The following is a 12,846-nucleotide window of genomic DNA, read 5'->3' on the forward strand; positions in this document are numbered from 1 at the left end:
TCCCGTAGGGAATCAGGTGGCTGACATCGTGAACGAGTTGCATCATTTTGTGGCCGGCAAGCTGCTGCCCGGAACATCCGGCCGGTTCGGCGACGTGTTCGATCCGAACACCGGCCGGGTCCAGGCCCGCGTCCCACTGGCGTCGCAGGCCGAGGTCGACGCCGTCATCACCGATGCAGCCGCGGCACAGCTCGAGTGGGCGCGGTGGAATCCGCAGCGCCGGGCGCGGGTGCTGATGCGTTTTGTGGAACTGGTCCGCGCCGAGCGCGAGAGCCTGGCCCGGCTGCTGTCGTCCGAACACGGTAAGACGATCGCCGACGCGGTCGGCGACATCGAGCGGGGGCTGGAGGTGGTCGAGTTCGCGATCGGCATTCCGCACCTGCTGAAGGGCGATTTCTCCGCGAGCGCGGGCACCGGGATCGACGTCTACTCGATGCGCCAACCGCTCGGCGTGGTCGCCGGGATCACCCCGTTCAACTTCCCGGCGATGATCCCGTTGTGGAAGGCCGCCCCGGCCATCGCCTGCGGCAATGCGTTCGTGCTCAAGCCGTCCGAGCGTGACCCGTCGGTGCCGCTGCGGCTGGCGGAGCTCTTTGTCGACGCCGGCCTGCCCCCGGGGGTGCTCAACGTGGTGAACGGCGACAAGGTGGCCGTGGACGCGCTGCTGACCGACCCGCGGATCCAGGCGATCGGGTTCGTCGGTTCGTCGGCGATCGCCGAGTACATCTACGCCACGGCGGCGGCGCACGGCAAGCGCGCGCAGTGCTTCGGTGGCGCGAAGAACCACATGATCGTGATGCCGGACGCCGACCTCGACCAGGTCGTCGACGCCCTCGTCGGAGCCGGTTACGGGTCTGCGGGGGAGCGGTGCATGGCCATCTCGGTGGCGGTCCCGGTCGGGGCGGCCACGGCGGACGCGCTCGTCGAACGGCTCGCCGCGCGGGTGCGCGCCCTGAAGGTCGGCGCCTCGGACGACGCAGGAGTCGACTTCGGCCCCCTGATCACCGCGGCCGCCGTCCAGCGGGTGCGCGACTATGTCCGCAGCGGCGTCGAGGAGGGCGCGGACCTGGTCGTCGACGGTCGCGAACACGTCGTTGCCGGCCATGAGGGCGGCTTCTTCCTCGGCGNCACGCTGTTCGACCATGTCACCCCGGACATGCGGATCTATCGGGAGGAGATCTTCGGCCCGGTGCTCACGGTGGTCCGTGCCCGGGACTACGCCGAGGCGTTGCGGCTGCCGAGCGAACACGAGTACGGCAACGGGGTCGCCATCTTCACCCGGGACGGTGACACCGCCCGCGATTTCACCAGCCGCGTCAACACCGGGATGGTCGGGGTGAACNTGCCGATCCCGGTCCCGATCGCCTATCACACCTTTGGCGGCTGGAAGCGGTCCGGTTTCGGGGATCTCAACCAGCACGGTCCCGATTCGATTCGTTTCTACACGCGAACCAAGACCGTCACCTCGCGCTGGCCCGGTGGGACCAAAGAGGGCGCCAGCTTCGTCATCCCGACGATGAACTGACGGCTCACCCGATGATTCTCACCGCCGAACAGCACGCGCTGCGCGACACCGCGGCCGCGTTCGCCGCCGAACATCTCGAACNGAACGCGCTGCGCTGGGACCAGACCAAGCACTTTCCCGTCGACGTGCTCCGCAAGGCCGCGCAGCTTGGCATGGGCGGGATCTGTGTCGCCGAGGACGTGGGCGGCAGCGGACTCGGTCGGCTCGACTCCGCGGTGATCTTCGAGGCGCTGGCGACGGGGTGCCCGTCGATCGCCGCCTATCTCTCCATCCACAACATGGTCACCGCGATGATCGACCGGTACGGCGACGCGGGGCAGCGAGCCCGTTTCGTCCCGGCACTGTGTTCCATGGAGCACCTGGCCAGCTACTGCCTGACCGAACCGGGAGCGGGCTCCGACGCCGCCGCCCTGTCGACGCGGGCCCGGCGCGAGGGCGACTCCTACATCCTCGACGGGGTCAAGCAGTTCATCTCCGGCGCCGGAGCTGCCGACATCTACGTGGTGCTCGCCCGCACGGGCGGTCCCGGTCCGAAAGGGATATCGGCGTTCGTCGTCGACCGGGCGAACCCAGGAATGTCCTTCGGCCCCAACGAGACGAAGATGGGCTGGAATGCCCAGCCGACCCNCCAGGTCATCCTCGACGGCGCGCGGGTCCCGGCCGGCGACCGGCTCGGTCCCGAGGGCGGCGGGTTCGCCGTCGCGATGTCCGCGCTGGACGGGGGGCGGCTGAACATCTCGGCGTGTTCGCTCGGCGGGGCGCAGGCCGCGTTGGGCAAGGCGGTGCGGCACCTGCTGGAGCGGGAGGCGTTCGGCGCGAAGCTCGCCGACGCCCAGGCGTTGCGCTTCCGGCTGGCGGACATGCGCACCGGCTTGGAGGCCGCGCGCACCCTGCTGTGGCGCGCCGCGGCCGCGCTGGACGCCGGTGAGCGTGACGCCACCCCGCTGTGCGCGATGGCGAAACGCTTCGCGACCGACACCGGATTCGAGGTCGCGAACCAGGCCCTGCAACTGCACGGCGGCTACGGCTATCTGAGCGAGTACGGCCTGGAGAAGATCGTCCGCGATCTGCGGGTCCACCAGATCCTGGAAGGAACGAACGAGATCATGCGGGTCATCGTGTCCCGTTCGATGCTGGCGGCGGCGCCATGACCGATGTGCTGGTCGCGGTTCAGGGTGGCCTGGGCCGGATAACGCTGAACCGGCCGCGCGCCATCAACGCGCTGACTCATGGCATGGTGCGGACCATCGCGGACGTGCTCGACCGCTGGGAGCATGACGAGCGGATCCGCGCTGTGTTGATCGAGGGCGCCGGGGACCGGGGACTGTGCGCCGGAGGCGACATTCGNGCGATCTACGATGATGCCCGTTCCGGGGGCACCGGTTCGCTGGACTTCTGGGCCGAGGAATACCGGCTCAACGCGCGTATCCACCGGTATCCGAAACCGTATGTGGCGTTCATGGACGGGCTGGTGATGGGCGGCGGGGTCGGAATTTCCGCGCATGGCGCGCTGCGCGTCGTGACGGAACGTTCCCGCATCGCCATGCCCGAGGTCGGTATCGGGTTCGTCCCGGACGTCGGCGGCACCTACCTGCTGTCCCGGGCGCCGGGTGAACTGGGCACCCACGCCGCGCTCACGACCACCCAGCTCACCGGCGCCGACGTGATCCACTGCGGGCTCGCCGACCATTTCGTGCCCAGCCACCGGCTCGACGCCCTGGCCGAGGCGCTGGGCCGCAGCGGGCGGGATGGCGACGGGCGGGATGGCGACGGGCGGGCTGGCGAGCATCCGGCGGATGTGGTGGCGGCGTTCGCCGAACCCGCCCCAGCGAGCGATCTTGCCGCCCAGGCGGGGTGGATCGACGCCTGCTACGGCGCGTCGACGGTCGAGGAGATCCTGGCTCGGCTCGGTGAGCAGGGGCAGGAGGCCAGGTCCGCGGCCAAGGAGATCGGGAGCAAGTCCCCGACCGCGCTCAAGGTGACCCTGCGCGCGCTGCGGCTCGCCGCCCGGCTGCCGACCCTCGAGGCGGCGCTCGACCAGGAGTTCCGGGTTTCCAGCGCCTGCCTGCATTCGCCCGACCTGGCGGAGGGCATCCGGGCGCAGATCATCGACAAGGACCGCAACCCGCACTGGACCCCGCAGCGGCTGGCGGACGTCGGCGACGACCTCGTCGCCGACTTCTTCGCGCCGCCTGCTGGACCCGAGCTCGGGCTTGGCCNCACCGAGGGGGGAACGCACCGGTGAACATTGGTGAGATCGACGAGGAGGCCACAGTCATGGAACTCGCCGATCGGCGAATCGCCTTTCTCGGCCTGGGCAACATGGGCCGGCCGATGGCGGTGAACCTCGTGCGGGCCGGTGCGTCGGTGACCGGGTTCGACCCGGTGCCGGCGGCGGTCGCGCGGGCCGAGAGCGCCTCCGTCGGCACCGCCGCGAGTGCGGCCGACGCCGCCCGGGGCGCCGACATCGTCATCACCATGCTGCCCAGCGGCCGCCACGTCCTGGACTGCTACCGGGACATCCTCCCCGCGGTCGGGCCGGGAACCCTGTTCATCGACTGCTCCACCATCGACGTCGCCGCCGCGCGGGNCGCCGCCGCCCTGGTGATCGAGGCGGACTGCCGCGCCATCGACGCGCCGGTCTCCGGCGGCGTGGTCGGCGCCGAAGCGGCGACCCTGACGTTCATGGTCGGGGGGGACCCGGCGTCCGTCGCCTCGGCCGAGCCGCTGCTGCGCGCGCTGGGTGCACGGGCGATCCACTGCGGAGCGTCCGGGGCCGGGCAGGCCNCCAAGATCTGCAACAACATGATTCTCGGCATCTCGATGATCGCGGTGAGCGAGGCGTTCGCGCTCGGCCAACGCCTCGGCCTCACCGACCAGGCCCTGTTCGACGTCGCGTCCACCGCGTCCGGGCAGTGCTGGGCCCTGACGACCAACTGTCCCGTCCCCGGGCCGGTGCCGACCAGCCCCGCCAACCGGGCCTACCGCGGCGGCTTCGCCTCCGGTCTGATGCTCAAGGATCTCCGGCTCGCCCGGTCGGCCGCCGATGCCGAAGGGGTGCGGACGGTGCTGGGGCGCACCGCCGCCGAGATCTACGCGGACTTCGTCCGCGTGGACGGTCCGGGCCGGGACTTCTCGGCCGTCATCACCGCCATCCGCGACGGCGCCGTGGGCGCCCGCCACGACGAGGAAACCGCGCATGAATGACGCGAACGGCACCGCTGGACCCGTCGACGTTGCCACCACCGGCGTGGCTGCTGCGACCACCGGGGTGGCTGCGACCACCGGCGTGGCTGTAACCACCGGCGTGGCTGTAACCACCGGCGTGCCCGAGAGCACCGGTTACGAGACCATCCTCGTCGATCGACCACGTCCCGGCGTCGCCCGGATCACTCTGAACCGGCCGAAGGCGCTGAACGCCCTCAACCTCCAGGTGATGGGGGAGGTCACCGCGGCCGCGGCGGAGCTGGACCGTGACCCGTCGGTCGGGGCGATCGTCCTCACCGGCTCGGCGAAGGCGTTCGCCGCCGGGGCGGACATCAAGGAGATGCAGCCGAAGAGCTTCAGCGACGTCTACGCGGCGGACTGGTTCGCGGGCTGGGACGCGCTGACTCGGGTGCGTACTCCGCTGATCGCCGCGGTCGCCGGGTACGCGCTGGGCGGCGGCTGCGAACTGGCGATGATGTGCGACGTGCTGCTCGCCGCGGACACCGCGAAGTTCGGCCAGCCGGAAATCACGCTCGGGGTGATTCCCGGCATGGGCGGCTCGCAGCGGCTGACCCGCGCGGTGGGCAAGGCGAAGGCGATGGACCTGTGTCTGACCGGCCGCACGATGGGCGCCGACGAGGCCGAGCGCGCCGGGCTCGTCTCGCGGATAGTTCCTGCCGCGGACCTGGTGGACGAGGCCCTGGGGGTGGCCGAGAAGATCGCCGGAATGTCGACGCCGGCGGCGGTGATGGTCACGGAGGCGGTCGACCGCGCCTTCGAGACGACGCTCACCGAGGGCGTTCTGTTCGAGCGCCGCCTGTTCCATTCCACCTTCGCGACCGCCGACCAGAAGGAGGGTATGGCCGCGTTCGTCGAGAAGCGACCACCGATCTTCCGTGACGTCTGACACATTCCCGTTTCCGATGGGCTTGGCTGTGTGCTGGCACACGCCCTCGCCACGGCATTCGACCATCCGGACCTGCCGCGGTCGATACGAACCCGGCTTCTCTATATCCTGAACTCGGTAGCCAATGAGTGTTGGTCTTCACCGGCGGTGGTCCTGGCGCCGTCGGCGGCAGCGGAGGNGGATGGAATGAGTGGTGGCCCGCGGTTTCCCCCCCACGCACCGGTTGCGCCGGCGCATCGGCACGGGCACGTGCGGCTCGCGCAGTACGAACTCGGCGGCCATCTCGTCTGGGCCGCAACCGATGATGCCGGTGTCGTCGCCCTCGCCGGCAGTCGGGACGAACTCGAACGCGTGCTCGCGGAGTGAACGTGTGGAAGCGGCGCACCACCGTACCGACGGCTGTCACGCGACTACGGAGGCGGACACCTCGCGATTGATGTCCGCGCCCCCTCGCTCGCGAACAGCCGGTGGGTAGAGCCCGGCCAGGATATCGGCCACGAATGCGCGCCAGCGACGGGGGCGACCGGCCCGGCGCCAGCCCGCCAGCCCGCCAGGCAGGCAGGCAGGCAGGCAGGTCAGCGTCTTGTTCCGGTCCCGCGGGGCGAGCAGCCCGGTCAGGTACTCCCGGAACCCCCGCCGCTGCGCCATGCCGGTCGACGCCGGTCCCGGCGACCCGGCGAAGCCGCCCCCGGGTCGCCGGAGCTTTTTCGGTCCAAGCGGATTCTGGTCTGTGACTACCCGGGCAGATGGCGGTTTTGGCGAAGATTCATCACTCTCGCCGGTCGATGGTGCGGTATGTCGTGAGCCTCGCCACGATCATGATTCGTAGAATGTCGGGCTATGGACCGAAGAGTGCTTCTGTCGCTCCTGAGCATCGGTGCGGCGCAGGCCCTCCTCGGATGCTCGGCCGATAGCGCGCCCCAGGGCGCTGCGACCCATGATCCCGGCACCGCGTCCACCACGCCCACGGCGCCCACCACGCCCACGGCGCCCACCACGTCCACGGCGTCCACCACGTCCACGGCGCCCGCCACGTCCACGGCGCCCACCGCGGCGGTCCCCGGAGCCGACGAAGGCCCCCTGCCGTTGTCCGCGCCGATTCCCTCTCCGCATCCGGGCCCTCCGGTCGTCGTCTCCCATGCGCCCGGCCGGACCCGGAGAATCGCCCTGACGATCGACGACGGCTATGACGCCACGACGGTCGCCGGTTACGTGGCGTTCGCCCAGCGCTCGAAGATCCCCATCACGTTCTCGCCGAACGGCGCCTACCGGGCGATCTGGGATCGTCACGCCGAGGCCCTGCGCCCGTTGGTCGAGACCGGCCAGCTGCAGATCGGCAATCACACCTGGACCCACAAGAACCTGCTGCACGAGACGGACGCCGCGATCCGCGCCGACATCGAGAAGAACGAACAGTGGATCCAGCAGACCTTCGGGATCACCAGCCGGCCCTGGTTCCGCCCGCCCTACGGCGCCCACAACCACCACGTCGACGGGCTCGCCGGCGAACTGGGGTACACCCGGATCCTGCTGTGGGACGGCAGCTTCGGCGACTCGACCCTGCTCACCCCACAACAGCTCATCGGGCTCGCCCAGCAGTACCTCCAGCCAGGAACGATCATGCTCGGTCACGCCAACCACCAGACCATCCTCGGCCTGTTCGACCAGATCGAGCAGTTGATCGAGCAGCGTCAGCTCGAGCCGGTCACCCTGGACACCATGTTCGGCACGTCCCGGGCCGTCGGCTGACCGCACACCGCACACCGCACACCGCCCCCGGCCGGCGGACTCCCGGCCGGCGAGCTCCGGCCGCCAGCCCCCGGCCCCGTCCTCGTCCTCATGCGGATGGAGCGTTGCCAGCCGTCATGCCGTGCCGGGTAGCCTGCGCTCATGCCCGAGTCGGTCTTCCCTGATTCCTCGCGCCGTCGCTTCCTCGCCGGGGCCGGCGCGGTGGTCGCGGCCACGGGGTTGGCGGCCTGCGCCGCCGACGGATCCACCCCCGCCGGGCCGTCGCCGTCGCCATCCGTCACGGCCGCCGGCGGCACGTCGGCCGCGACCGCGTCGGCCGCGACCGCGGCGGCTGCGGATCCCAGCGGCCCGGGGCTGGTCCCGGGGGGCAGCGCGGTGGCGGTGACGAACGGACCGCGGGATCGACCCCGGGTCGCCCTCACCTTCCACCTCGGCCCGCACCAGACCGGCCAGGACCTCTCCCTGGCCCATCAGCTCCTCGCCGACGCCACCCGACTCGCCGTGCCGATCACGGTGTTCGCCGTCGGACGATGGCTGGACGAGCACCAGGATCTCGTCCCGGCCATCCTGGGGGGCGGCAACGAACTGGCCAATCACACCTACACCCACCCGACACTGACCGCGCTCCCGGCCGACCAGGTCGCCGCCGAGATCACGGGCTGCCGGGACGTACTGGCTCGCCTCGCGCCGACCCAGGGCCGCTACTTCCGACCCTCCGGCACGAGCACCGCCACCCCGTTGATCCTCACCGAGGCCGGCGCCGCCGGGTACCGCACGGTCGTCGACTTCGACGTCGACCCGCTGGACTACACCTCCCCGGGAACCGACGCCGTCGTCGCACGGGTACGGGCCGGCACCCGACCGGGCTCCATCGTGAGCATGCATTTCGGCTACCCGGGCACCGTCGCCGCGTTTCCCCGTATCGTCGCGAACCTCCACACGGCCGGCCTTACCCCGGTGGCAGTCCACGACCTGCTCACCTGACGGGTCTCCCGCCGCCGTCCTCTGTTCCGGNGGGCCATCATGATCGTCTTTTTGGGGTCGTGCGCGTCAGGTCGGGGGTCGGACACCCGATACCGTGATCCGGATCAAACGGCCCCTCCGTGGACGTTTTACAGCAGAATCTGCTCTTGGCGGGACTGTCCGGGGAACGGGCGCAGACACAGCACCTGCCGAGGAGTCCATGCACGAGTGTCTCCTTGCCGGGTAGGGGTGGACGTTGGGATCGCTGGTCGTCATCGGGAAGTGGTTCATCCTGTCGTTGGCCGCGCTTGCGCTGCTGTCCTGGGCGGGCTGCGTGCTGCTGGCCCGGCGGGGCCGGCTGGTGACGGCGGCGATGGCGGGGTTGTCGGTGGTGCTGACGCTGGCGACGGTGGCGGATCTGGTCAACGCCCATTACAGCTACCTGCCCCGGGTCGACGACGTCATCGGCATTCGGTCGTGGCCGACGGCGTCGGTGCGCGAGGCCGCGACGCCGGCACCGCCGCGGCCGCACCCGAACGGGTCGGTCATCGATCTGCCGGTCACCGGGGTCCGTAGCGGTTTCGGTGTCCGGGAGGCGATGGTCTACCTGCCTCCGCAGTACTTCACCGAGCCGCAGGCCCGCTTCCCGGTGGTCTACCTGATGCACGGTTCGCCGGGCGCCCCGGTCGACTGGTACCGGGCGAACCGGGCGGCGGAGATCGGCGCGTTGCTCGCCGGTGAGGGTCGGCCCGCGATCTTCGTCGCCCCCCGGCTGAGCCACGGCTGGCTCGATGACAGCGAGTGCGTCGACCGGCCCAGTGAGCACATCGAGACCTATCTGGTCGACGACGTCATCCCCACGGTCGACGCCCGCCTGCGCGCGATCCCGGACCGGGCCGACCGGATCTTCGCCGGGATGTCCGCGGGCGGCTACTGTGCGCTGAACCTCGGGCTGCGCCACCGTGATCTCGTCGCGACGATCGTGGACATGTCCGGGATGGACAAGCCCACGCACGACGGAGGGATGGCCGGCCTGTTCGGGAACCGGCCCGATCTTGCGCTCGTCGCCGCGTCCAACACCCCGGCGCTCTACGCGCCGACCCTGCCGCCGTACCCGCCGATGCGGGTCTGGATGGACAGCGGGCGCAGTGATCGCGAGGCGCTGTCGGACACTCGGAACATGGCGGCGACGCTGTCGCGGCGCCCGGGTTTCGACGTCGTCCTGCGGCTGCGGCCGGGGAGTCACGACTTCAGCGTGTGGCGACCGGCCCTCCGCGACAGTCTGCAGTGGGCGGTACCACTGAGCGGTACCACCCCCGCCCTCGCGACGTCCACTGCCAGCGGCCCGCGGCCTTTCCCGCACGCGCTCGTTCGCCGGAATCATCCCCGCGCCGGCAGAACCACGTAGCGGGGCGGCCGGGNCAGACGGGCAGCNGTGCCGCGCCCCACCGCTGCCCACGCCTTGTTCTCGGCGTACATCGTCCAGGTGCTCGGCCTTTTCATGATCACACCCGTGCTCCTGGCGTGTGGTCGGCCCGTCGAACTGGTCCGGTCTGTCGCGTCGGATCGATTGCGCCGGATCGATTGCGCCGGATCGGGGGCCGACTCACCCGGGTGCGACTGCTACGCGGCGCGGTCAGCCCGATTGTCGGCGCTCTGCTGGTGCCGGTCGTCACCCCCCTCGTCGTGTTCACCGGGATCTCCGGAGCGAGCTTGCGAAGCGAGCCGATCTATCACGCTCTGCAGGTCGCACTGCTGGCGCTGGGTTTTCTCGTCGCGGTGCCGCTGATCGAAGGATCGGCACAGGTGACCGGGATCGCCGCGGCAGCCGCGCTTTTCATCGGTTTCCTGGCGCTGTTGCTGGACAGCCTTCCGGGCGGAGTGCTGACGTTTCGCACCCACCTCCTGGCGCCTGTCCGCTACCTTGCTCTGCATCGTTCCTGGGGGCCGTCGCCGCTGACCGATCAGCACACGGCTGGTGCGATCCTGTGGAGTGTCGGCGAGGTGGCGGACCTGCCTTTCGTCGCCGTGCTGATGGTGCGCTGGATGCGGGTGGACGAGCGGGAGGCCCGCGAGGCGGACCGGTTGCTGGACGAGGCCGAAGGGGGCGCGACGCGCATGCGGCCATGGTGGGAGACGGATCCCCGCCCGCCCCGGTGAGCGATCGGGCCGCACCTTTCCGTGTCGTCGCGACCCCCGGCCCGCCCCGCCGATCGTGGACGAGAGCTCGGCCCGACCCCTGGCGACCTCATGACCTGGCTGGCGGATGCGCGGGTCTGCTTCGTCCGCCGGGCGCCGACCGCTGTACAGGACGCCTGATGTGAGGACCATGTGAAGAACCCCGGACAGCCAGTTCTTGGGCGACGGATGAGGGTCGGAGGGAAATTCCGCGTATTGCACGGGATTTCTTACCCGGGGATTTTCTCGGGCGTTGACGATCGGCCATCCGGGCGGGCTAGCAATACGGAGCGCGCCGGTATGGTCCGGTGCGTTCGAGGAGGAATTCGTGTTCCGTTCTCCCACCCGACGGGCAGTCGGGATGGCGGCGTCCGGGCCGGCCCTGTCCGCACTGGCCCTGTCCGCACTGGCCCTGTCCGGAGTGGTGGCGGTCTCGGCCGCCACGCCCGCGGTGGCCGGGTCACCCGAGCACACCCGGTCCCCGGCCCGGCACGTCCTGCTGCTGTCCGTGGACGGACTTCACCAGGCGGATCTCAGTGCGTACGTCCGTACGCATCCGGGTTCGGCGCTGGCCGGGCTGGTCGGCGCCGGTGTCTCGTACACCCACGCGTCGACCCCGGTGCCGTCCGACTCGTTCCCCGGGCTGATCGCCCAGGTGACGGGCGGCAGTCCGGCGACCACGGGCATCTACTACGACGACACCTTCAACCACAGCCTGCTGCCCGCCGGCACGACGTCCTGCGCCGGGGTGAAGCCGGGCGCCGAGGTCGCGTTCACCGAGGCCGCCGACCGCGACCAGAGCTCCCTCGACGCGGGGCAGGGTCTCGCCGGGCTGCCCGGCAGCATCCTGTCCCTGACCGGGTCGCCCCAGTCGCTGCTTGACCCGAAGACGCTGCCGGTCGACCCGAAGACCTGCAAGCCGGTCTACCCGCACTCCTACCTCACGGCGAACACCGTCTTCGAGGTGGCACGCGCCCACGGGCTGGGCACCGCCTGGTCGGACAAGCACCCCGCCTACGAGATCCTCAACGGCCCGTCGGGCACCGGCGTCCAGGACCTGTTCACCCCTGAGATCAACAGCACCGCCCTCGGCTACCCCGGCGGCGACTGGACGAAGGACAACGCGGCCACCCAGCAGTACGACGCGTACAAGGTGACCGCGGTCCGCAACGAGATCGACGGATACGACCACGGCCGCACCCACCGGGTCCCGACCCCGGCNATCTTCGGACTGAACTTNCAGTCGGTCTCCACCGCGCAGAAGCTGCCCAGCTCGGACGGGCTGACCGGCGGCTACCTGCCGGGCGGCACCGAGCCGGGGCCGCTGCTGGCCCGCGCACTCGACTTCGTCGACCACCAGGTCGGCGCCCTGGTCGCCGAACTGAGGCAGACCGGTCAGGCGGACAGCACCGCGATCATCCTGTCGGCCAAGCACGGCCAGTCGCCGACGGACCCGAACGCGCTGACCCGCATCGACGACGGCGCCGTCAGCAAGGCGCTGAACGCGGCCTGGGCGACGGCGCACCCCGGCGCGGCCGACCTGGTCGCCTTCTCCACGGACGACGACATCCTGCAGCTGTGGCTGAGCGACCGGTCGCAGGCCGCCGCCGACTTCGCCCGGGCCTTCCTGCTCTCCCACGACGCCACCGGCAACACGATCAGCGGCGCCAGCCGCACGCTGCCCGCCTCCGGGCTCACCACGGCGTACGCCGGCGCCGGCGCCGCCCGCTTCTTCGGTGTCCCGGCGAGTGACGCCCGCCATCCCGATGTCGTCGGCATCGTCGCGCACGGCGTGGTCTACACCGGCGGCACGAGCAAGATCGCCGAGCACGGCGGCGCCGACCCGCAGGACCGCAACGTCCCGCTCGTCGTCTCCGGTGCCGGCGCCCACGCGGGTCGGATCGACCCGGCTCCGGTCGAGACCACCTCGATCGCCCCGACCATTCTCACGCTGCTCGGGCTCAACCCGAACGAGCTGAGCGCCGTCCGCACCGAGCACACCCGAACCCTGAACGTCGCGCCGGCCACCCACTAGTAGACCGTCGCTGTTTAGTTCTGGGGTGTGGCAGGCTGGTGTTGGCAGATCTTCCTCGTCCCCTCTGCCGGTCAGGACAAGTCATGCCGTCACAGAAGAAGCGGCCGGTCACCTTGACCGCGGCCGATCGTGAAGCGTTGGTTCGGGTCACCACCACGGGTGTGCATCCGGCCTCGATGATCAGGCGGGCGCAGGTGCTGCTCGCGTTGGACACCTCGACCGGCGAGGTTGATCCTGTCGAGGTGATCGCGGCACGGCTGGGTGTCTCGGGTGAGACGCTGC

11 protein-coding genes and 10 pseudogenes are annotated in these 12,846 nt (G+C 70.7%); 20 read left to right on the forward strand and 1 reads right to left on the reverse strand.

Annotated elements, in window-relative coordinates; translation table 11 throughout:
- Positions 1–25: 25 nt before the first annotated feature.
- The 12 genes and pseudogenes from mmsA to FF86_RS23570 all read left to right on the forward strand — a co-directional run.
- Positions 26–1,127, forward strand: a 1,102-nt coding sequence (mmsA, locus tag FF86_RS23550; protein WP_396230040.1) for a CoA-acylating methylmalonate-semialdehyde dehydrogenase, incomplete at its 3' end; no start/stop codon positions are given.
- 1 nt (position 1,128) lies between these two features.
- Positions 1,129–1,342: pseudogene (locus FF86_RS56125) on the forward strand (aldehyde dehydrogenase family protein); the annotation flags it as partial.
- A 1-nt stretch (position 1,343) separates the two neighbouring features.
- A pseudogene (locus FF86_RS56130) lies at positions 1,344–1,525 on the forward strand (methylmalonate-semialdehyde dehydrogenase (CoA acylating)); the annotation flags it as partial.
- Between the two features lie 11 nt (positions 1,526–1,536).
- Positions 1,537–1,606: hypothetical protein (locus tag FF86_RS63005; RefSeq protein ID WP_255355897.1), on the forward strand; the 70-nt coding region annotated here is incomplete at its 3' end.
- Position 1,607: 1 nt separating this feature from the next.
- Positions 1,608–2,152: pseudogene (locus FF86_RS56135) on the forward strand (acyl-CoA dehydrogenase family protein); the annotation flags it as partial.
- A 1-nt stretch (position 2,153) separates the two neighbouring features.
- Positions 2,154–2,676 (forward strand): annotated as a pseudogene (locus FF86_RS56140) (acyl-CoA dehydrogenase family protein); the annotation flags it as partial.
- Positions 2,673–2,872, forward strand: a 200-nt coding sequence (locus tag FF86_RS56145) for an enoyl-CoA hydratase/isomerase family protein (RefSeq protein ID WP_242419370.1), incomplete at its 3' end; no start/stop codon positions are given. The pseudogene FF86_RS56140 and the gene FF86_RS56145, both read left to right, overlap by 4 nt.
- Position 2,873: 1 nt before the next feature.
- Positions 2,874–3,744 (forward strand): annotated as a pseudogene (locus FF86_RS23560) (3-hydroxyisobutyryl-CoA hydrolase); the annotation flags it as partial.
- Positions 3,745–3,781: 37 nt separating this feature from the next.
- The coding region (locus FF86_RS56150) for an NAD(P)-binding domain-containing protein (protein ID WP_396230041.1) at positions 3,782–4,115 on the forward strand (334 nt) is incomplete at its 3' end.
- A gap of 1 nt (position 4,116) precedes the next feature.
- Positions 4,117–4,312, forward strand: a pseudogene (locus FF86_RS56155) (NAD(P)-binding domain-containing protein); the annotation flags it as partial.
- Position 4,313: 1 nt separating this feature from the next.
- A pseudogene (locus FF86_RS56160) lies at positions 4,314–4,732 on the forward strand (NAD-binding protein); the annotation flags it as partial.
- Positions 4,725–5,639, forward strand: a complete 915-nt coding sequence (locus FF86_RS23570; protein WP_242419371.1) for an enoyl-CoA hydratase — start codon at positions 4,725–4,727, stop codon at positions 5,637–5,639. The pseudogene FF86_RS56160 and the gene FF86_RS23570, both read left to right, overlap by 8 nt.
- 402 nt (positions 5,640–6,041) lie before the next feature.
- Here the strand turns inward: FF86_RS23570 and FF86_RS23575 are convergent, their stop codons facing one another.
- Complete coding sequence (locus tag FF86_RS23575) at positions 6,042–6,287, reverse strand: hypothetical protein (RefSeq protein ID WP_044886528.1); 246 nt, start codon at positions 6,285–6,287, stop codon at positions 6,042–6,044.
- Positions 6,288–6,491: 204 nt separating this feature from the next.
- Between FF86_RS23575 and FF86_RS23580 the strand changes: the two genes are divergently transcribed.
- The 8 genes and pseudogenes from FF86_RS23580 to FF86_RS23605 form a co-directional block, all read left to right on the forward strand.
- On the forward strand, positions 6,492–7,388 hold the full coding sequence (locus tag FF86_RS23580; protein ID WP_242419372.1) for a polysaccharide deacetylase family protein: 897 nt from the start codon (positions 6,492–6,494) through the stop codon (positions 7,386–7,388).
- A gap of 141 nt (positions 7,389–7,529) precedes the next feature.
- The gene (locus FF86_RS23585) at positions 7,530–8,372 is read left to right on the forward strand and encodes a polysaccharide deacetylase family protein (RefSeq protein ID WP_044886530.1); all 843 of its coding nucleotides are present in this window, start codon (positions 7,530–7,532) and stop codon (positions 8,370–8,372) included.
- A 235-nt stretch (positions 8,373–8,607) separates the two neighbouring features.
- Positions 8,608–9,759 (forward strand): esterase family protein, encoded by a 1,152-nt coding sequence (locus tag FF86_RS23590; RefSeq protein WP_044886531.1) that lies wholly within the window; start codon positions 8,608–8,610, stop codon positions 9,757–9,759.
- A 27-nt stretch (positions 9,760–9,786) separates the two neighbouring features.
- A pseudogene (locus FF86_RS67910) lies at positions 9,787–9,894 on the forward strand (cytochrome c oxidase assembly protein); the annotation flags it as partial.
- Positions 9,876–10,511: a cytochrome c oxidase assembly protein gene (locus FF86_RS33625; RefSeq protein WP_255355890.1), complete on the forward strand. Its 636-nt coding sequence runs from the start codon at positions 9,876–9,878 to the stop codon at positions 10,509–10,511. The pseudogene FF86_RS67910 and the gene FF86_RS33625, both read left to right, overlap by 19 nt.
- Before the next feature lie 379 nt (positions 10,512–10,890).
- Positions 10,891–11,750 (forward strand): alkaline phosphatase family protein (locus tag FF86_RS56165; protein ID WP_242419384.1); only part of this gene is annotated, 860 nt, incomplete at its 3' end.
- Positions 11,751–11,769: 19 nt separating this feature from the next.
- A pseudogene (locus FF86_RS56170) lies at positions 11,770–12,564 on the forward strand (sulfatase-like hydrolase/transferase); the annotation flags it as partial.
- A gap of 83 nt (positions 12,565–12,647) precedes the next feature.
- Positions 12,648–12,846: pseudogene (locus FF86_RS23605) on the forward strand (helix-turn-helix domain-containing protein); the annotation flags it as partial.

The sequence above is a fragment of the Frankia sp. CpI1-P genome, assembly GCF_001421075.1.
GTDB lineage: Bacteria > Actinomycetota > Actinomycetes > Frankiales > Frankiaceae > Frankia > Frankia torreyi.